We start from the raw sequence: 19939 nt of genomic DNA, 5'->3' as shown, positions 1-19939 counted from the left end.
GAGATTCCATGTCGCAATTTTCGCAAAAAGAAATTCTCGAAATCGTCAATCAAATTCTCAAGCAAAACGTCCAAACAGAAACATCCCTCTACGAAGTTTTTGAAGATTCCATTCAAATGTTCCGATTCCTTGGAGAAATTAAGAACAAACTCAGCATAGAATTCGGGATGCTAGATTTGGTCAAAGCAGAAACCATCGGTGACTTGGTTGACAAGATTCAAGAAAAACTCGGCAAAGGTGCCGAAGTCGAAAAAAAAATTCCCTTGACGCCAATGCAGCAGTCCTACCGTCTAGGGCGTGAACAGTTTTTCCATGGTTCTGTGAATTCCACTCATATTTACTTTGAAGTGGAACACGCTCTAGACATCAACAAGGCTGAAGAATGTATCCGCAAGCTCATTGAAAAGCACGAAGCACTCCGCGCATTTGTAGAAGATGAGGATCAATGCATTCTAGCCAAGGACATCTGCAAGAACTTCAAGATTGCACGCGAAGCCGTTGCAGAGAGCGATTTGAAACAGCATCTCGAACAGAAGCGTTTACGCGCACAAACCGAAATGCGTGATCTCGGCAAGTGGCCGCTATTTGACATCACAAACATTTCAACCGAAAAGCGTTCCATCGCCGCAATCGATTTGGAACTCATGTTCATTGACGGGTTAAGCGCACAGGGACTCGCCTCTGAATTTTTGTCACTTTACCATGAAGGTGTTTTACCATCATTCGACTTCGACAATAATCCGCAATATACCGATTGGATCAAGTCTCGCAAGGATTCCACCAAGCACGATAACGATGCAGAATTTTGGCACAAGCTTGAAGCAGACATCCCCGCAGCCCCGAAGTTCCCCGTTATAAGCACAAACGACAACGAAGCCAATATTTGCAACCGCGTTCAAAGAAAGTTCAGCAAAGAAACGCTCCGCAAAATGGAAATCACCGCCCGCAAAAATGGCGTTACCTCCAGCGTTGTCCTCTTCTACCTTTACTTAAAAACGCTCGCAAGATTCAGCGAAAGCGGAGATTTTTCCGTCAACATTACCATGCTCAACCGTCCTTACGGTGTTGAAGGCATGGACCACATTATCGGCGATTACACAAGCAACGTCATCTTTGACTTTTCATCAAAAGCACTTGAAGGCTTGAACGTTCGCGACACGCTCCAGAAAGTTCGCGACCGCATGTACGAACGCATCGACCACAGCGCTTACGAAGGCGTCGAAGTCATCCGCGACTTGATTCGTCAAAAGCAAATTGACAAAGAAAACCCGATGCCGATTGTCTTTACAAGCATGCTCTTCGGCAAGCTCCCTGAACCGCAAGGACTGCAAGTCAATTATGTACAATCGCAGACATCGCAAGTCAGCATTGACAATCAGATTTGCAAAACACACGATGGCGGACTCATGATTTCGTGGGACTATCTTGAAAAGATTTTCCCGAAAGATTTCATTTCCGAAATGTTCCAATTCTACGGTGAATCCATTGAAGAATTTGCAGAAAGTGCAGACTTTACAAGCCCCATCATCAGTGTTGAAAAAAGAGTAGAAGCCTACAACAGCACCGCAAAAGCATTCAGCATTGAGCACCCGATTGCATACTTGCAGCGTTCCTTCGCCAAGTTCCGCGACAACATCGCATTGCAAGACGGCGTCATGACCACCATGACTTACGGCGAACTCGAGGATTCCATACGCAAGGCCATGTTCATGCTCAAAATGCAGGGCGTGACTTGTGGCGATTCCGTTGCCATTCTCTCGCAAAAGAATTTTTCAACCGTCATTACAATCTTAGCCACGATGGGACTTGGCGCGACATACATTCCTGTTGACGCCAAATGGCCCGAAGACCGAAAGAATTACATTGTCAAGAATTCCAATTGCAAGCTGTTGGTAGAACCGCAAAAACTTGTAGAATCGCCAACCCGCGAACGCGCTGATTTTGCACCGAATCCAGACCTTAACGCGACCGCTTACGTCATTTATACTTCCGGAAGCACGGGCGTCCCGAAGGGAGTGCTTATTTCGTACGCAGCGATGATGAATACTATCATCGACATCAATGAGCGCATGGGCGTCAACGAGCATTCTACAATTCTCGGACTTTCTTCGTACTGCTTCGACCTTTCCGTTTACGATCTTTTCGGCACATTGATTGCAGGCGGCAAGCTCGACATTGCAAAAGACATTCGCGAAACTGATGAAATCCGCAAGTTCATGGACAGTTCCAAAAACATCTTGTGGAATTCCGTCCCCGCCGGCATGGAACTTTTCATCGACAGCCTTGACGAGACCTACACCAATAACGAACTCAAATCCGTTCTCTTGAGTGGCGACTGGATTTCCGTTTCGCTCCCGGAACGCATCCGCAAGCATTTTCCGAATGCCAAAATTTACAGTTTAGGAGGCGCTACCGAAGCATCCATTTGGTCCATCTACTTCCCGATTGTGCATGTCGAGCCCACTTGGCAAAGCATTCCTTACGGATACCCTCTTGCAAACCAGACAATTTACGTTTTGAACGAGTCGCTTGAAATCTGCCCGCCTGAAGTCCAAGGCGAAATCTACATCGGCGGCGTGGGCGTCGCTCAGGGTTACGCCAACAGCGAAGAAAAGACAAAGGCAGCCTTCATCGAACATCCAAAATTCGGACGCATTTACAAGACCGGTGATTTCGGGCGTTTTTCGTCGAACGGTTACGTCGTATTCCTCGGACGCAAGGACAGCCAGGTCAAAGTCGGCGGCTACCGCATTGAACTCGGTGAAATCGAGCAGCGCATGAACGCCATCGCGTCTGTCGATAGCGCCATCGTCGTTCTGGACACGAACAAGCAAATTGTCGCATTCTACACCGGCACGCAACAGGATAAAGAATGGTTCAAGAATGAGCTTTCGCAATTTCTGCCTGTGTACATGATTCCGCACAAGTTCATCCATCTGGATGCAATGCCGTTATCTTCTAACGGAAAGCTTGATCGCAAAACGCTGATGCAGAATCTTGCCACAGGTTCCGCAACCACAGCAAATGTAGCGGAAACCAAAGCACCGGTAGTCCTCACCGAAACGCAATCCGCAATTATCGACATTTGGAAAACAGTCCTTGAGCTCAAGGAAATCGACTGCAACCTCGACTTTTTCGAGCTCGGCGGCGATTCCATCAAGGCACAGCGAATCGCTCAACGCATTGACCAAAAATACGGAATCCGCGTTCCGTTCGTCTCCGTTTTGAACGCACAAAATGCAAGGGATTTTGCCGAATCTGTAGAAGACATGATTGTTCCTAAAAGCGCCACCGAGGCGTTTTCCGCCACAGATTCTAGCGAATCCGGAAAAGGCAGAGAATTTCCGATGACAGGTGTTCAGCTTGCCTATCTGAACGGTCGCAACGATCACTTTGAACTCGGCAAGTACAATGCGCATTATTACTTCGAAATCGAATCGCAATACACCATTCCCGAAATCGAAAATGCCATCCGAAAAGTCGTGAAAAAGCACGACGCATTCCGCGCCATCTTCCTCCCGAACGGTACGCAGAAGGTTCTCACCGACGTTCCCGACTACAAGATGGAAGTCGTGAACTGCACGTCGGCTGAACGCGAAAACGAGACTCTCAAAATCAGGAACGAACTTTCACATCACATCTACCAGCATGACAAATGGCCACTATTCACCTTCAAGGCCGTTGATTACGGTGAAGATACCCGCACTGTTTTCGTTAGCTTTGACTTGATGGTTTGCGATGGCGACAGCATGCAAATCTTCTTCTCGGATTTGGGACGCATTTTGCGTAAGCAGCCATTCGAGGAACACATCGGCTACTCTTACGAGCGCTATGTCCGCGATCTTTCCCGCTCCCGTGACGAAAAGCGCTATGAAGAAGATAAAGAGTATTGGATGGAACGATTGCCGACATTCCCTGAATATCCGCACGTGCCACTCGCTCAAAAGGTTTCGGATTGCACCGAATACACGATTACACGAAAGCAAGATGTTATCTGCAAAAAGACCTGGAGCAATTTTAAAAAGGTCGCCAAAGAACATCGCCTTTCGCCGTCAGCACTGCTTTGCACCATTTACGCCAAGGTTCTTGAGCGCTGGAGCAACCAGCAAGACATGGTGCTGAACTTGACTGCATTCGAACGCAAGCCATTCCACAAGGATGTCGAAAAAATCATCGGCGACTTTACCAAGCTCTTGCCTCTCGCTCTTTCGATGAACGAAAATGACTTGTGGAAACAAGCCTCTGATGTGCAGACGTGCATCATGGACGGTCTTGAACACATGTCTTACGACGGCACCGAAATCATGCGCGAGCTCGCCAAATCAAGGAACCAGTTCGGCAAGGCCATTTTACCCGTCGTATTCACTTGCGTCTTGTTTGACGCCCCTGAAAACTATTACGAAGTTCTCGGCAAATTGCGTTATTCCATTTCACAGACTCCGCAAATTTTCATCGACAACCAAATTGCAGAAATGGGCCAAAAGCTCTATGTCACCTGGGACGTCGTCAAGGAAATTTTCGATCCAGAAATTATCGACCAAATTTTTAAGGACTTTGTCGAAAACATTCGCTACATTGCCAACGGCGAAAACAAATTGCACTTCCCTGAAATCAGGAACGTTTGGAACCGTTACAACCCCACTGTTGGCGCAGCTCCTGTAAAAACTTTGCACGGCCTCGTCAACAATGCTATGCAGAATTTTAAGAATCGCACAGCCGTTGTCGGGAAAGATTCTTCGCTCACCTACGCAGAGCTTGATATCCTTTCAAACCGCATTGCCAATTACCTCCACGATAACGGAGTGATTCGTGGCGACCGCGTTGCCGTCCTTGGCGAACGCATCCCAGAAACGATTGCAAGCATCCTCGGCATTCTCAAGGCAGGCGGCGTTTACGTTCCCATCGATGTTTCGTACCCTAAGGAACGCGTAGACTTCATCATGCAAGATGGCAACTGCAAATTCTTGCTGAAAAAATCCTATCTCGAATCCAAGGGAATCTTAAGCTACAGCGAAAAACCTCTCCCGACCATCAACACGCCGAAAGACGAAGCCTACATCATCTACACTTCCGGTAGTACAGGCAAGCCCAAGGGCGTCATCATGCAGCACGGCGCAACCGCAAATACAATCATCGATGTCAATGAATGCCTCGCGCTCAACGAAAACGACGCACTCATCGGAATCTCTTCCATTTGCTTCGATCTTTCCGTGTACGACATTTTCGGCGCTCTCAGCTGTGGCGCAAAACTCGCATTAGTGAGCGACGCCCGCGACATGCGCGAAGTCTGTGAAGTTCTCAGTACACAGAATGTGACCGTCTGGAATTCCGTCCCCGTGCTTTTCGATATGGCGATGAAGCACCGCATTTCTACAAATGATTCTAGCAATCTCTCACTCCGCAAGGTTCTCCTTTCGGGCGACCGCATCCCGCTTGACATTTGCACAACATCAAAGAATGCAGGCTGCAAGGCAGACCTTATCAGTCTCGGCGGTGCGACCGAAGCGGCCATCTGGTCCATCATCTACCCGTTCAGCGAAGTGCGCCCGGAATGGGACTGCGTGCCTTACGGCTACCCGATGAAAAACCAGACGTTCTATGTACTCAATGCAGATTTAAAGCCCTGCCCGCCAGAAGTTCAGGGAGACCTCTACATTGGCGGCGTAGGACTTGCAAAGGGTTACAACAACGATCCTGAAAAGACAAGCAAAGCGTTCATCAACCACCCAAAACTTGGCCGCATCTATCGCACTGGTGATTTGGGCAAGCTCAAGACTGAAGGTTTCATCGAATTCCTCGGACGCTCCGATACGCAAATCAAGCTCAACGGATTCCGCATTGAACTCGGTGAAATCGAAGCCGCATTGATGCACACGGGACTTGTCACAAGAGCCGTCGCCGCGCTCAAGGATGTTCCTGGGAACGGCAAGCAAATCATCGCCTACGTCCTTGGGGCAACCGTCGAAAACGCCGAAAGCGTACTCCGCACAGAAATTGCAAAAGTCCTCACGGGTTACATGATTCCATCAAGAATCATCACGATGGAATCATTCCCGCTCTCTGCAAACGGCAAAGTTGACAAAAAGCAGTTGCCGATTCCGGAAGCGCCAATCGCAGCGGCCGCACAAAATGCAAGCAACACAAACGCAAATGAAAACATCTCCGATGAAGAAAAAGCAATGCTTGAGCTCTGGCAAAGCGTTTTCGAGAATCCAGGTATCACGCTTGACGACGATTTCTACTCCATAGGTGGAGATTCCATCACCTTGATGAAACTCGTTGACAAGATTGCACTAGACCTCAAGAAAACCGTAAGCATTGACCAGATTCTTCAAGCAAAAAATATCAAGGAATTCATAACTCTCATCTAGTAGTCAAAAACTCTCCTTAGTAAAAAACTAGCGTCGGGCGCAAAGCCCGGCGCTTCTTGTTTTCGCACTCGCGCAGCATTCCCCTACAAAAAAATATGACGTACCTTTCGGCACGCCATACTTTTTCTTCTATGGGAGTCTGGATCAGAAGATTAGGAGTCTTAAATTTCGATTATCAGTTAATTAATCCTTAACCGGGACTATGTAGTAAGCCGTTCCCGTAGTCACGTCCATTTCCTTAGTAACCTTTTCAGAAGCGATATCATAACGGTAGATTGCGCCGCCCTTCTTATCAGCATGGCCAACCAAGACGCTCTTGCCATCGGCATCCAAGTGGATGGACGGAGCAAACCACGGAATCGTCGGGCTCAAATCAAGCTTCTTGATGGTCTTCTTGTAAACGTCAACCACAACAAAATTCCATTCATAGTTGTTGAAGTTCGTCGGGTCTTCAAAGTTACCAAAGAAGCCCATGAACTTGCCGTTACCCATATAGGTACCGCCAACCATCAAATGATTGTTGTTGGTCTTCTTGCCATCGTATTCAGCTTCGTTCATACGGAAAATCCAGTCCTTGTCAAATTCGGATTCACCCTTCTTGACGCGAACCCAGCCTTCCTTGTAGCCTTCAACAAAGCCGTAAGAAGCGTTGGAATAGAAGTAGACATCGCCCTTTTCATCAACAAAAGAAGCCGTGCCGTTCATATCGTCCATACCGCCGAGAGCAGAGACCTTGTCGCTAGAGATAACCTTATCAACCTTGTCGGTCTTGGTATCAATAATGGCAACGGATGCATTCGGGCCTGCAATCATGTTTGTAAAGTCAACAAACTGATTCAAGCAAACAAACATCTTGTCATCGCGAATCACGGAAGAACCCGGAACAGTGCTCAATGCACCATTTTCTTCATCGATGTACTTAGAAAGGTCAATATTTGCTGTTTCCTTGAGAGTCGTCGGGTCAAGAGCGGTAATCTTATCACCCAAAGCCTGTTCGACATACATCTTGTTCTTGTCAACAAACTTCATTGCAATGGACTGCGTTCCCGTAAACTTGGCCGTAGCAGCGGCCTTGTCAGCCATCTTGCCATCCTTAACTTCGTAACGGGAAAGAGTGCTGTTCATGGCATTATCAGCGGCAAGCACATAGACAGAGCCGTTGAAATACATGACAGAGCCAGAATTCGGGGCTTCAGTAAAATCCTTGACAATCTTGGCCTGGTCATCAGAGAGGGAACCAATTCCAACATACTGGGAAGTTTCCATCATGAAGGAGAATACGTACTTCTGGCCATCGGAATTACCCTGATCATCCGACGATGCATTGGAACCAGAGTCATCGCCGCAGCCAGAAAGCATCAAGCCAAAAGCGGCCATAAGAAAGAGAGACTTATAGGATTTCATTGTTTTTCCTTTTTGTTATTGTTAAATATTCTGTTTTGTCATGCCCGCGAAAGCGGGCATCTCCTTTAAAGTGAGAATTTCGCTTTCGTCGCGAATGCACGACCCGGCTTAGATTCTCCATACTTGTCATAGACAAGTTCATCCGTAAAATTCTTGACTTCAAAACTCCATGAAAGCTTATTTGCCATAATGGAGTATTCAACGCCTATATCCTGCGAGAAAGAACTTGGGATTGTACGGTCCTGCTTTGCAGAAACTTTCCAGCCGTAATAATAATCGTCCGTATAGTTCGCAAGCCAATAAAGCTTAAAGAAGTCATCCTTGAACAAAATATCGCCCAAGTGGAATTCCACACCGAAGTTCATATAGAGCGTCGGAATATTTGGAACCGTAAGTTCCTTCGCAATTCCAAATGACATATCCGCTTCACGACTTTCAGCATCCTGCTTCGTCAAGTTAAACGAAAGCGCTACATATTCGTTCACATCAATTGATGCATCAATTTCAAAACCAGAAGTTATCGTGCCGACGCTATTGTAATACGGACGCGGAATAGACGCATAATTATTCCAATAAATACGGTCTTCCATCAGCAAGTAAAACCAGTTGAATTCCAAATGCAAGTGCAACAGCAACGGAATGTTGTCCAAATCAAGTTCTGCACCTGCCGTAAAGTTATCAGACTTCTCTGGCTTCAAGTTTGGTGCGCATTGCACATAAACGCCATCACCAAAAATTTCTTCACGCGTCGGGAATCGCAAACTGTGCTGATAGCCACCCTTGAGCGCAAGCGGTTCAATAATTTTCACTCGAATGTTTTCACTATAGCCAATATCCTTATTCGTTGCATCGTCATCTGTCAGGCGTTTCAACTTACCATCAACATCATCAGCTTTTATGCTATAATAATACGCCTTAATTCCAGCCACATTCTGGATTCGCTTATCCCAGAAATTATTTTCAAGAGAAATCCCTGTCACTACGGAATGGCTATACCCCGGAAATCCCGCATTATTCAAGAGTTGACCCTTGGCAGCAAGCTTGTCAACCGGATCCTGTGATTCATAGCGATACAAACCACTCCATGTCAGAGAATGATTTTCATTGAAAGCGTAATCAACATTCCAAGGCATAGTCAACGTATAATTTTCACGTTCAATGAACGTCGCGCTGCCCATAGAAATTTCACCAGAAACGCCCTTTGATTCCTTGAAATTCGTCTTATCCCAGCCGTAATAATACACATGGCTAGTATCAACGACACGATCCTTGCTGTAATTAAAACCGACAGACAATCCAGCAGAAAGTCCCTTTACAAAAAGGTCCTTTTTCTCTAAGCCAAGAGAAACGCCATAGCCCCACGCTTCAGCAAAGGCATCCTCAACACGGTGCGCTGTTGACTGAATTTCTTTATTCATACCGCCAAAACTTGCGCCCAACGAAATTCTATCAAACCAGAAATTATTCAAGTTGACAAACGGCGAAATGCTATAGCTGTAATAACGGTCATGTTCACGAGTCACTGTCGTATCCATATACGGCGTGGTAAATTCATAATCGTTATCGGAATAGTTGTAATAAGCCGAAATGCCCGTTTCTACAGAGCGCTGATTTGCAGAATCGACTGCCCAAACATATTTCGCATCCAACGAAGCCTTGTGCGTATTGAAACTTCCGAACGAATAAGAACCTGTAATGGAACTTTCGGGCAAGTTATGCGTCACGATATTGATGACGCCGCCCATGCCATCCGTCGCAAAGCGTTCCGGCACATAGCTCTTGTAAACTTCAATGCGATCCACCTTGTCAATAGGGATATCATTTATCGAAAGCGAGCCATTCCCATTATCCACAGGCACACCATCGACAAGGACTTTTACGTTCTTGCCTTCCATGCCACGGATATTGATTTTACTTTCACCGCCAAGACCACCCGACTGGCGAATTTTCACGCCACTTGAGCGATTCGTCGCTTCGGCAATTGTGGCGCTAGACCCCTGCAATTCCTTTGTATCCAAGACCTTAACAGATTCGGCCTTTGTCTTCGTATCAACCGGAGATGTTTCCGCTTCGCTTTCGTCTTCAACAGACAAGCCATCAAGAACAGTAATATCAGAGGACTTTGAGGAATTACGAGAAGGAGTTTCCGCGACATTTTCAGAATTCGTCGCCGTTGGAGCCGGCGATTCGCTCACAGCCGCGGATTCATCAAAAAATGCATCATCATAGCTTGTCACTTCATCGGTCTGTGCAAAAACACAAGCAGAACACAACGCAACGGAAAAAGCAATCTTCTTATTCATCTTCAGGAAACCCCAACTCCAACAAGGACGAGTAAAAATAAATTAAGCACCTACGATTCTTCTACTCTAAATAGTTTTAAAGCAATCCGATTAGACAAGGGTAAATTTTCGTCATTCTAAGCATAGCGAAGACAACTCAGCAGGCGAGAGTTGCGACAACGCTTGCGTTGTCATAACCGAGTCAAAAAGTTGGAGCTTTAGCCCAATCCAGTCATATTTAGCACTGGATCCTTCACGCTACGTGTTCAGGATGACGTAACGTAAACAAGTATGGCGCACCTTTCGGCACGCCATACCAGCTTCTATTGTAGTCTGGGTTTTTCGGAAGAAGTTCTAAAGTACCCACAAAGCAATGTGGTAAACTATAAACGCCAAGCCAAGTGAAATTGCAAAATAGTAACCTGCAATCGCAGCAGTCCATTTTGCAGAGCGAGTTTCTCGATATGTTGTTCCCATCGTAAGAACACAGGGCACATTAAACATCGATGCAAAAATAAACGCTAACGCTTCGGGGAGTGATACCACTGCGCGCATCATTTCACCAAGATTAGCACCAGCCTCATTACGAGCAATCAACGAGAACGCATCATTCGAACTCGAAAACACAACGCTCATCACGCCAAGAGAAGCTTCCTTGCTAAAGACACCTCCCAGATACGAAATGAACAACTGCCAACGCATACCAAAAATCTGCGTGAACGGTTCAATAAAATTCCCAATGCGGTAAAGAAGACTATGTACAACAAGGCCGTCTCTTGAATAAGATAATACCCAAAAGATAAACGAAATCAGCCAAATAACGACAATAGCCTTTTTGAAAACTTCCCAAACATTGCGTACTACAGTCTTCATCAAAATTTTCCAATGCGGCTTGTGATACGGCGGAAGTTCCATAATCATTCCAACGCGTTCATTCACAGGCATCAACTTATTTCCGAAAAGTTTAGACGAAACCCAGAACGAAGCAAAAATCAAAGCCACATAGATAACGCCAAACAGCGGAGCCGCCGAGCCGAAAAAAACCGAAGCAAGGAACAGCACCACAGCAACTTTTGAACCGCACGGAATCGACCACAAAAGCACCATTGCAAACAAGCGCTGCCCGCGCGTATCAAGCACACGCGTACCGCAAACAGCACCGCCCGTGCACGCAAGCCCCGACACCAAAGGCATAAACGCCTTACCATGCAATCCAAGCCGTGAAAGCCACGAGTCAAACACATACGAAGATCTCGCCAAGTACCCCGTATCTTCCATCAATCCAAACGTCACAAGAATTGCAAAGACAAATCCCATCATGGCGACAGTCACAGATAGACCGCCAATGATAACGCCATTGATGAACGACGCTACAGAGGGCCACCAGCCAAACTTTTCGCACATTTGAACCACAAGCGGTTCTGCAACATGCTGGAGTCCAAAGCAGCTTGCAATAATCGGGACTGCGATCATCATGCTCACCGCAAGCGTAAGCACGAGAATAAAGAACGCGACAATTTTACCCCAGATGCGGTGCGTCGCAATTTTATCAAAGCGAGAAAGTTTCATCGACTTTTCTTCGCCTTCAGACGCATCACGGAGAACTTCAGAGACAAAGCGGTACTTCGCTTCACCCGTCAAAAGTCCGCCATCAGCACCTTCAGCATCCAGAATTTCCTTGATTTGCTTCCAATGTTCCGGCGTCACCGCCGTTTCGACTTCAGAACGCACAAGCGAATCATTTTCCAAAAGCTTTGATGCAACCCAGAATCTTTCGCGATTGTCAAATTTTAGAGATGCAATCAAATCTTCAAGCTTTTTCAGATTTTCAACACGCGACTTTCCGCCTTCGCGTTCAACAATGTCACGAATTTTATCCGACGAAATCGTCGCCTTCTTTACAAGCGCACGATTCAGCGTTTCAAAGAATTTCGGATAGTCGTCCAAATTTGCCGCCGTAAAGCCAAGCACCGGAATGTTCAAAAGCTTTTCGATTTTCTGGACGTCAATCTTTTTGCCCTTCTGCTCGGCAACATCCATCATGTTAAGCACAAGCATCACCGGGCTTTTAACGCCCGCAAAATCTGCGAGCATGTAAAGGCTACGTTCAAGCTGCGAAGCATCTACGATAATGCAGACAATATCGGCATTGCCGTGTTCCACAAAATTTCGCGTTACGACTTCTTCGGCAGAATTTGCCGTAAGCCCATAGCTACCCGGCAAATCGACAACGCGGTAAAGTTCTTCGCCCTGCGTAAAAAAGCCTTCCGCTCTTTCCACCGTTTTCCCAGGCCAGTTACCGACATGCTGATGCGAGCCCGTCAAAGCATTAAAAAGAGTAGACTTGCCAGAATTCGGCTGTCCCAGCAAAGCAATCGTTCTCATGCCATCTCCACGTCAATCTGCATACATTCTTTGCGGTTAATCGCAATCATCGTATCGTGCGAATACACAAGAATCGGTGAACGTCCATCATTTTGCAGCACTAAAAACGGACTGCTCGGAGGAAGTCCCATTGACACGACACGGGAAACAAAACGGGAATCCCCGTTAATCTTTTGAATCAAACCTTTTTGATTTTCCTGCAATTCAGACAAACACATTCTTACAAACTCCTTCTATCTAAAACTGTAGCGAATCTTTGTTGCAAAACTTCTACCTGGTTTACTTTCACCAAACTTATCGAACGATTCGCTATCCGTGATGTTATCGACTTCAAAGCTCCAGCCTAGCTTATTATCCCAAATGGAATATTCAACGCCCACATCCTGCGTGAACGAAGCTTTAATTTTACGGCTCTGGCGGGAGCTAATCTTCCAGCCGTAGAAATATTCATCTGTATAATTTGCAGACCACCAGACTTTCAAGAAGTCTTCTTTGCCAAACAAATCACCCATATGGAATTCCGCAAGATAGTTCATAAAGAATCGCGGAATGTTAGGCACAATCGCCTTCTTGGGAACGCCCTGTTTTGCCGTATATTTCATGTTACGCAAATCCTGGAAAGTCCAGTTCGTCCCAAGCAAAACCCATTCATTGACATCCAACTTTATGTCGCCTTCGTAACCCCAGGCACGAATCGGATTCATGTTAAAGTAAGGCGTAGACATTTGCGCAGAATTCATGTAATGGATTCTATCTTTGTAGTACGAATAAAATACATCACCATCAAAGCGGAGCCTTGTCACAAGCGGCAATTCCTGCAAATCAACAGAAATTCCAAAGTTGAAGTTATCAGCCTGTTCAGGCTTGAGGCTTGTCGCCGCGCTCACGCGAATGCCATCACCAAAGAGTTCTTCTGGAGTCGGCAAGCGCACAGCATGCTGATACGAGGCCTTCACAGAAAGCGGCTTTGCCACCTTGAACATCAAACTTTCATCGTAACTGAAATCATTGTAATCATTTGATTCCACCGCAGGTTCAATCAGAAGGCTCGTCGGCATATTCGAAATTTCAGCCTTCATGTAATGGAACTTGAAACCGAGAAGATTCTGGAGACGCGATTCAAAGAAATTATTTTCAAGAGAGAGTCCCGTCGTTATCGAGAAAACTTCTCCCGGAAGCCCCGCTGTGTTAAACTGGGCCATTTTAGCGCCGTAGTCGTCCTCAGGATTTTCCTTGTGGTACTTGATGAGTGTATTCCAATAAATCTTTTGATCCTTCATAAACCGATAATCAAAATTCAGCAAGTTATTGAAATCATACACCTGCACCGTGCGCAATCTCGGAAGCCCCATAGACACGAGTTCGCCCACATTCTTTTGCGCCGTATCGCAGCTAAACCAGTTGCGGCAATGGACTCGGCTCGTATCGATGATTTTATTTTCTGCAAAACCAAACGAAAAATAATCACCGAAATTCAAGTTTTTCGCAAAGAAATTTTTCTTATCCAGTCCAAGAGAAGCACCGAAATTATAGCCTTCGGAGGTTGATTCCTTAATGCGATTTTCAATGCCCTGAATCTGCTTGTCAAATGCGCCAAAGCCTGCACCCAACGAAATTTGGTCAAACCAGACGTTCATCAAGTTCGCAAAAGCCTGCACATTGTAAGAGGTGTAATGGTCATGATCGCGAACAACGCTCGTATCCGCACCTGTAGAGCTTTTCATGTACGGCGATGTAAATTCGTAATCGTTATCGGAATGGTTAAAGTAACCGGACACACCAATTTCAAGGCTTGCAGCACCCGCAATGCTATCAATCAAATGGCTTGCGGCAACGGAAGCTTTGTGCGTATTGAAGCTTGAAAAACTGTAAGAAGCGTCCACAGAATTTGTCGGGCGTTTCTTAGTCACAATGTTAATGGCACCGCCCGCGCCGTCTGTAGCAAAACGCGCCGGGATATAGCCCTTATAAACTTCGATATCTGCAATCTGGTCGATAGGAATATCGTCAAGTCCCAAATTTCCCTGCGTTTCGACAGGAACGCCGTTGACAAGCACCTTGATGTTCTTGCCTTCCATGCCGCGAATATTGATTTTGCCTTCACTGCCCATTCCGCCAGACTTACGCACTTTCACGCCAGACGCAGAATTAATCGCCTTAGAAACGCTCTTGCTCGTATTTTGCAATTCAGCGGCATCAATCGTAGAGACTGTTTCTACCTGTTTTGCAATGGCAGCCTGTTCCGCTTCAGATTCCGTTTCAACCGAGAGTAAATCTAGCTTTGTCACGTCTTCGGAACTTGTGGAAGCGCCCGCAGCATTTACTTCAGAAGCGCCACCATTGGAAGCATCAGTCGCATTACTTTCCGCGACCGGTTCATCAAAATCTTCGAACGAAGTAACTTCGTCATCCTGTGCATAAGCCGAAACAACGGCAAATGCCGCAACAGCGGCAAAAACAGTAGCAAACTTACGAATATTCATCTTCAATAAAACCCAGAACTACTTTTTACAAGAAGGAGATTCCCGGTCAAGCTGGGAATGACACAACACACTGTCATGCCCGCCACTGAGCGGGCACCACCATTCCGTTATTTAAGCGGAACAATCCACATCGGAATTTGTTCCGCCTTGGCAATCTTTTCAGCCTTATCCGTCTTCGGATCATAGCGGAAGTAAGCATTGCCATCTTCTTCAGTAGAGACCGCAAAGACAACCTTGCCATCATCTTCAACGTACTTGCCGTAGCTAGCCCAGCTCGAAGAATAACCAATCGGCAAAGCCTTAATCGTCTTCTTTGCAAGGTTAAGTTGCACCGGCTTGCAAGTGTTATTGTGATAGCTATCCATGTCCGTCCAAGTCTGCTTCAAATCGACCATCACGTTCAAGAAAGCATAGACAAGGCCATCCTTCACGTTCGATGCCGGAGAGAGGTACTTGAAATTGTCCTTCTTCGTGACGCCATCGATAGCGACATCCTTCGTGATATACCAGGCATAATCCTTGTCGAACTTGGTTTCGCCCACCTTGATACGGAGGAAACCGTCAACCTGGCCCGGAGCGTAGCCCCAAGAAGCATTACTGTAGCAGTAGATGTAGCCATCAATAACAGTAAATGCCTGGTTCTGGGAGTCATCCAAGGAACCCACGGCAGCAATGCGGTCATCCTTCGCAACAGCGACGACTTCATCCTTCTTGACATCAATAATGGCGACCTGAGCTTCGTTACCCGTAGCATAATCGCTCACATTCTGCAAGAGACCCACATAAAGGCGACCGTCAACAATCACGCCTGTTCCCGGGCTCACTACGAGAGCGTCCTTATCCTTGTACTTGGAAAGGTCAATTGCGCCCGTCTTCTTCATGGTTTTCGGGTTGATGATGATCAAGGAATCAAGCATACCGCCCAAATAAGCCTTTTCATCGTTGACAAAATAAATGTGGTTTACCCAAGTTCCCGGGAGAGAGAGCTTTGCGGTCACCTTGCCAAGCTTGTTGTTTTCAGCCAAGCTGTAACGGGAAATAGAGCCAACATCCAAATCAGCGATAAACAAGGCATTATCGTAATAGACAACACCTGCACGCGTACCGACTTCAACAAAGTCCTTGCCCAAATCATCCGTGTGATCCAAAGACATCGTGCCGATAAACATCGTTTCACCCGTCGAAATGGAAGTCGCAAATTCGCGCTTGTAATCATCCGAATCAGAGCTTGCGTTGCTCGAAGAATCGCTACCGCAGGCGGCAAAAAGGCTTGCAGCAAAAGTAAGTGCAATAAGTTTTTTGTTCATTCATGACTCCTAGTGTTATACACCTTTTAAGTTTCGCCCGCATTTTAGAAATCCCAAAAGACCGCCTCAACTCCAAATGGACTCAAATCAATCCAAAAAGTTAGATATGACTAATATAACCTTTAAAACAAGACATCAATAAATTAAAATTGGTGCGAAAAACAAACAGAAGGTAACTATGAGTGTTTTCAAAAGACTAACACCTTATATGCAATCGCGAAAAATTTTATATCCGTTTGCACTTTTATTTTCATCATTGAGTTCCATCGCGGGGATCGCTCCCTTTATATATGTATGGCTCATCGTCCGTGAATTATTCGCAGACACAAGTAAAATTTCATACGATATGGTCAAGCATTACGCATTGATGGCCGTCATTTTCTCGGCAGCCAGCGTTGTGCTTTACTTTTCCGCGCTCGTCTGTTCGCACTTAGTCGCCTTCCGCATCGAAGGCAACATCCGCAGAATCACCATGAAAAAATTGCTCAGGCTCCCGCTTGGCTTTTTCGACAAGAATCCAACCGGACGCATCCGCAAAATCATTGACGACAACGCCGCCGTCACGCACACCTTCATGGCGCATGAGCTTCCGGATTTGGCAGGAACCATCGTCGTTCCCATCGCCTCGCTCGTATTGATGTTCATTTTCGATTGGCGTCTTGGCATTGCTTCCCTCGTCCCAATTGCCTACGCCATCATCACGCTCGGCTCCAAGATGAACAAGAGCAAGGACTTTATGCAAAAATACATGAAGTCGCTTGAAGACATGAACACCGAAGCCGTCGAATATGTGCGCGGCATTCCCGTTGTGAAAGTTTTTCAGCAAACTATTTACTCTTTCAAGAACTTCTATAAAACGATTGATGATTACCATCAAATGGTCACTGCATATTCCAGCAGTTGGAAATTCATCATGTGTTCTTACACGACGCTCATCAACGGTGTCGCCCTCATCCTCGTCCCCACAACATTCCTTATTGCAACTAGTTCAGGCAACATTGCCGCCACAATCGTGGACTTGATGCTCTACGTTCTCGTGACCCCCGTTTTCTCGCAGTGCGTCATGCGCAGCATGTACTTGAGCCAAGCCGTAAACCAGGCAAAACTCGCCATTGGTAGCATTGAATCGTTGACAGATTACCCAGAACTTGCTACACCGACAAACCCGCAAGAAGTCAAGCATTTCGATATTGAATTCAAGAATGTCAAGTTCACCTACCCCGGCACAGAAAATGAAGTCCTTCATGACATTTCATTCAAAATAAAGGAAGGCGAAACAGTCGCACTCGTTGGTACATCTGGCGGCGGCAAGAGCACCATTGCAAAGCTCGTCCCGAGATTTTTCGATGCCAACGATGGTGAAATTTTAGTCGGCGGTGCGCCCATCAAGGAAATACCCCAAGAAGTCCTCATGAAAAACACATCATTCGTTTTCCAGAATACTCGACTCTTCAAGAAGAGTATTTTGGAAAACGTCCGTTACGGAACTCCTGAGGCTTCCATTGAAAGCGTCAACAAGGCACTCAATCTCGCTCAATGCCGCGAAATCATTGACCGCCTGCCCGAAGGAATCAACACCGTCATCGGCAGCAAGGGTACATACCTCTCCGGCGGCGAACAGCAGAGAATCGTCCTTGCCCGCGCCATTCTCAAGAATGCACCGATCGTCGTTCTTGACGAAGCGACCGCATTTGCAGACCCCGAAAACGAAAGCCTTATCCAGCAAGCACTGCAAACGCTTTCGAAGGGCAAAACAGTCTTGATGATTGCACACAGACTCACAAGCATCGTGAATGCCGACCAGATTCTCGTCGTACAAGGCGGCCGCATCGTGGAACGCGGCACGCACAAGGAACTCGTTGAAAAGGGCGGCATATTCGCCAAGATGTGGCAAGATTATCAGCAGTCCGTCAGCTGGACTATCGGAGGCAAGAATGTATAATTGGATTAAAAATCGCTTTGTCCTCTCTGATGAAGGTACAAAAACATTTATCAAAGGCGTATTTTGGACAACATGGCATTATCTTTCGTTAATGCTCCCGCTTTCGTTCGTATTCCTGTTCCTCAAGGAATTCATGGCGAAGCTGAAAGAACCAGAGGCAATCACCTTGGATTTCTGGCAATATTTAGTCATCGCTGTCGTCATTTACCTTGTCATGTACTTCATCTATGCGCTCTCTTACGACAGCACATACGAATCCGTCTATTCGGAATGCAAAAAACGTCGCATCACGCTTGCCGAAAAGTTGCGCAAGCTCCCGCTCGCCTTCTTTGGCAAAAAGGACCTTTCCGACTTGACTTCGACTATCATGAACGACGTGAACGCCCTTGAAATGATTTTCTCGCACGCCGTTCCTGAAATTTTTGCAGTCGCCGCGATGCTCGTTATCTGCGCAGTCGCACTCATCATTTACAACCCGTTGATGGCTGCTGCACTTTTGTGGGTAGCTCCATTTGCAGGCCTGCTCATTTACCTGTCCCGCAAATTACAGTTCAAAAACTTCAAGCACACCTACAACGCGGCCCGCGTCATTACCGAAGATATTCAGGAAAGCCTTGAAAATATTCAAGAAATCAAGTCCTACTGCGAAGAAGAAAGCGTCTGCAAAGCATTGGATGATCACTCCAAATTCTATGAACATTCCCAGATTAAAGGCGAATTCATGTCAGGAGTCATCCTGAACGGCGCCCAGATTTTCTTGAAACTCGGACTTGCTTCCGTTCTCATTTTCGGCTCTATCCTCCTTGCACAAGACAAATTAAGCGTATTTGATTACCTTGTGTACATCGTCTGCGCATCGACGATTTACAGCCCCATTTATCTCGTTCTAAACAACATGACGGAACTATTCTTCTTGGATGTCCGCCTCAAGCGATTCAAGGAGATGGACGATATGGAAGTGCAACGCGGTTCCACAAAGTTTGAGCCCGCTGATTATGACATCGAATTCAAGAACGTTGATTTCTACTACAACGAAGAAAAGCAAGTTTTGAAGAAGGCTTCGTTCACCGCCAAGCAAGGCGAAATCACCGCACTCGTGGGCCCGTCTGGCAGCGGAAAGACAACAGCCGCAAAGCTCGCCGCTCGCTTCTGGGACATTCAAGGCGGCACCATCACGCTCGGCGGCCAGGACATTTCAAGAATCGATCCCGAAACGCTCCTCAAGAACTTCTCCATCGTCTTCCAGGATGTCGTGCTGTTCAACACCTCCATCCGCGACAACATTCGCATCGGTAAGCGCGATGCCACCGACGAAGAAATCCTGCGAGCCGCAAAACTTGCAAACTGCGACGACTTTGTCCAAAGGCTCCCGCAAGGTTACGACACCGTCATCGGTGAAAACGGCGATACACTCTCCGGCGGCGAACGCCAGCGAATCTCCATCGCCCGCGCCATCCTCAAGGACGCCCCCATCGTGCTCCTCGACGAAGCTACCGCAAGCCTCGATGTCGAAAACGAATCCAAGATTCAGCAGAGCATTTCGAAACTCGTGCAGAACAAGACCGTCATCATCATCGCCCACCGCATGCGCACCATCGCCAATGCAGACAAGGTCGTGGTCCTGCAAAACGGTCAAGTTGTCGAAACCGGCTCCCCCGCAGAACTCAAAGCGAAAGGCGGCCTCTTCGGCAAAATGCTCAAACTCCAAGAAGTAAATTAGAACTCATTCAATAACCACCTACTAAATTGCCCCGGAGAAATCCGG

At 46.7% G+C, this 19939-nt stretch carries 9 protein-coding genes; 3 read left to right on the top strand and 6 right to left on the bottom strand.

The genetic code is table 11. The features are described from left to right. The first annotated feature begins 8 nt into the window (after positions 1-8). The gene (locus tag BUA34_RS05175; protein WP_072827679.1) at positions 9-6371 is read left to right on the top strand and encodes a non-ribosomal peptide synthetase; all 6363 of its coding nucleotides are present in this window, start codon (positions 9-11) and stop codon (positions 6369-6371) included. Positions 6372-6554: 183 nt separating this feature from the next. Here the strand turns inward: BUA34_RS05175 and BUA34_RS05170 are convergent, their stop codons facing one another. The 6 genes from BUA34_RS05170 to BUA34_RS05145 form a co-directional block, all read right to left on the bottom strand. Next, entirely contained in the window at positions 6555-7775 is a 1221-nt protein-coding gene (locus tag BUA34_RS05170; protein WP_072827678.1) for a hypothetical protein, read from the bottom strand. Between the two features lie 65 nt (positions 7776-7840). Next, a complete protein-coding gene (locus tag BUA34_RS05165) occupies positions 7841-10078 on the bottom strand; it encodes a TonB-dependent receptor (protein WP_072827677.1) in 2238 nt (745 codons plus the stop codon). Between the two features lie 333 nt (positions 10079-10411). After that, positions 10412-12442, bottom strand: coding sequence for a ferrous iron transport protein B (gene feoB, locus BUA34_RS05160; protein ID WP_072827676.1), 2031 nt, complete (start codon positions 12440-12442; stop codon positions 10412-10414). Continuing rightward, positions 12439-12660: a FeoA family protein gene (locus tag BUA34_RS05155; RefSeq protein WP_072827675.1), complete on the bottom strand. Its 222-nt coding sequence runs from the start codon at positions 12658-12660 to the stop codon at positions 12439-12441. Before BUA34_RS05155 ends, feoB begins: the two co-directional genes overlap by 4 nt. Positions 12661-12675: 15 nt before the next feature. After that, complete coding sequence (locus BUA34_RS05150) at positions 12676-14925, bottom strand: TonB-dependent receptor (protein WP_072827674.1); 2250 nt, start codon at positions 14923-14925, stop codon at positions 12676-12678. Between the two features lie 107 nt (positions 14926-15032). Continuing rightward, positions 15033-16232: a hypothetical protein gene (locus BUA34_RS05145; RefSeq protein ID WP_072827673.1), complete on the bottom strand. Its 1200-nt coding sequence runs from the start codon at positions 16230-16232 to the stop codon at positions 15033-15035. A gap of 178 nt (positions 16233-16410) precedes the next feature. Between BUA34_RS05145 and BUA34_RS05140 the strand changes: the two genes are divergently transcribed. Both BUA34_RS05140 and BUA34_RS05135 read left to right on the top strand, forming a co-directional pair. Next, positions 16411-18174, top strand: coding sequence for an ABC transporter ATP-binding protein (locus BUA34_RS05140; protein ID WP_072827672.1), 1764 nt, complete (start codon positions 16411-16413; stop codon positions 18172-18174). Beyond that, on the top strand, positions 18167-19894 hold the full coding sequence (locus BUA34_RS05135; protein WP_072827671.1) for an ABC transporter ATP-binding protein: 1728 nt from the start codon (positions 18167-18169) through the stop codon (positions 19892-19894). Before BUA34_RS05140 ends, BUA34_RS05135 begins: the two co-directional genes overlap by 8 nt. The last annotated feature ends 45 nt before the right edge of the window (positions 19895-19939 follow it).

Source organism: Fibrobacter sp. UWB12, from assembly GCF_900142485.1.
GTDB lineage: Bacteria > Fibrobacterota > Fibrobacteria > Fibrobacterales > Fibrobacteraceae > Fibrobacter.
Note: the sequence above shows the minus strand (reverse complement) of the source record. Positions and strands in the feature narration are given on the sequence as shown.

Excerpts from the sequence above, each read along its gene's own strand:
- BUA34_RS05165 (WP_072827677.1), bottom strand. The coding sequence starts at position 10,078 with ATGAATAAGAAGATTGCTTTTTCCGTTGCGTTGTGTTCTGCTTGTGTT.
- BUA34_RS05150 (WP_072827674.1), bottom strand. The coding sequence starts at position 14,925 with ATGAATATTCGTAAGTTTGCTACTGTTTTTGCCGCTGTTGCGGCATTT.
- BUA34_RS05145 (WP_072827673.1), bottom strand. The coding sequence starts at position 16,232 with ATGAACAAAAAACTTATTGCACTTACTTTTGCTGCAAGCCTTTTTGCC.
- BUA34_RS05175 (WP_072827679.1), top strand. The coding sequence starts at position 9 with ATGTCGCAATTTTCGCAAAAAGAAATTCTCGAAATCGTCAATCAAATT.
- BUA34_RS05170 (WP_072827678.1), bottom strand. The coding sequence starts at position 7,775 with ATGAAATCCTATAAGTCTCTCTTTCTTATGGCCGCTTTTGGCTTGATG.
- feoB (WP_072827676.1), bottom strand. The coding sequence starts at position 12,442 with ATGAGAACGATTGCTTTGCTGGGACAGCCGAATTCTGGCAAGTCTACT.
- BUA34_RS05140 (WP_072827672.1), top strand. The coding sequence starts at position 16,411 with ATGAGTGTTTTCAAAAGACTAACACCTTATATGCAATCGCGAAAAATT.
- BUA34_RS05135 (WP_072827671.1), top strand. The coding sequence starts at position 18,167 with ATGTATAATTGGATTAAAAATCGCTTTGTCCTCTCTGATGAAGGTACA.
- BUA34_RS05155 (WP_072827675.1), bottom strand. The coding sequence starts at position 12,660 with ATGTGTTTGTCTGAATTGCAGGAAAATCAAAAAGGTTTGATTCAAAAG.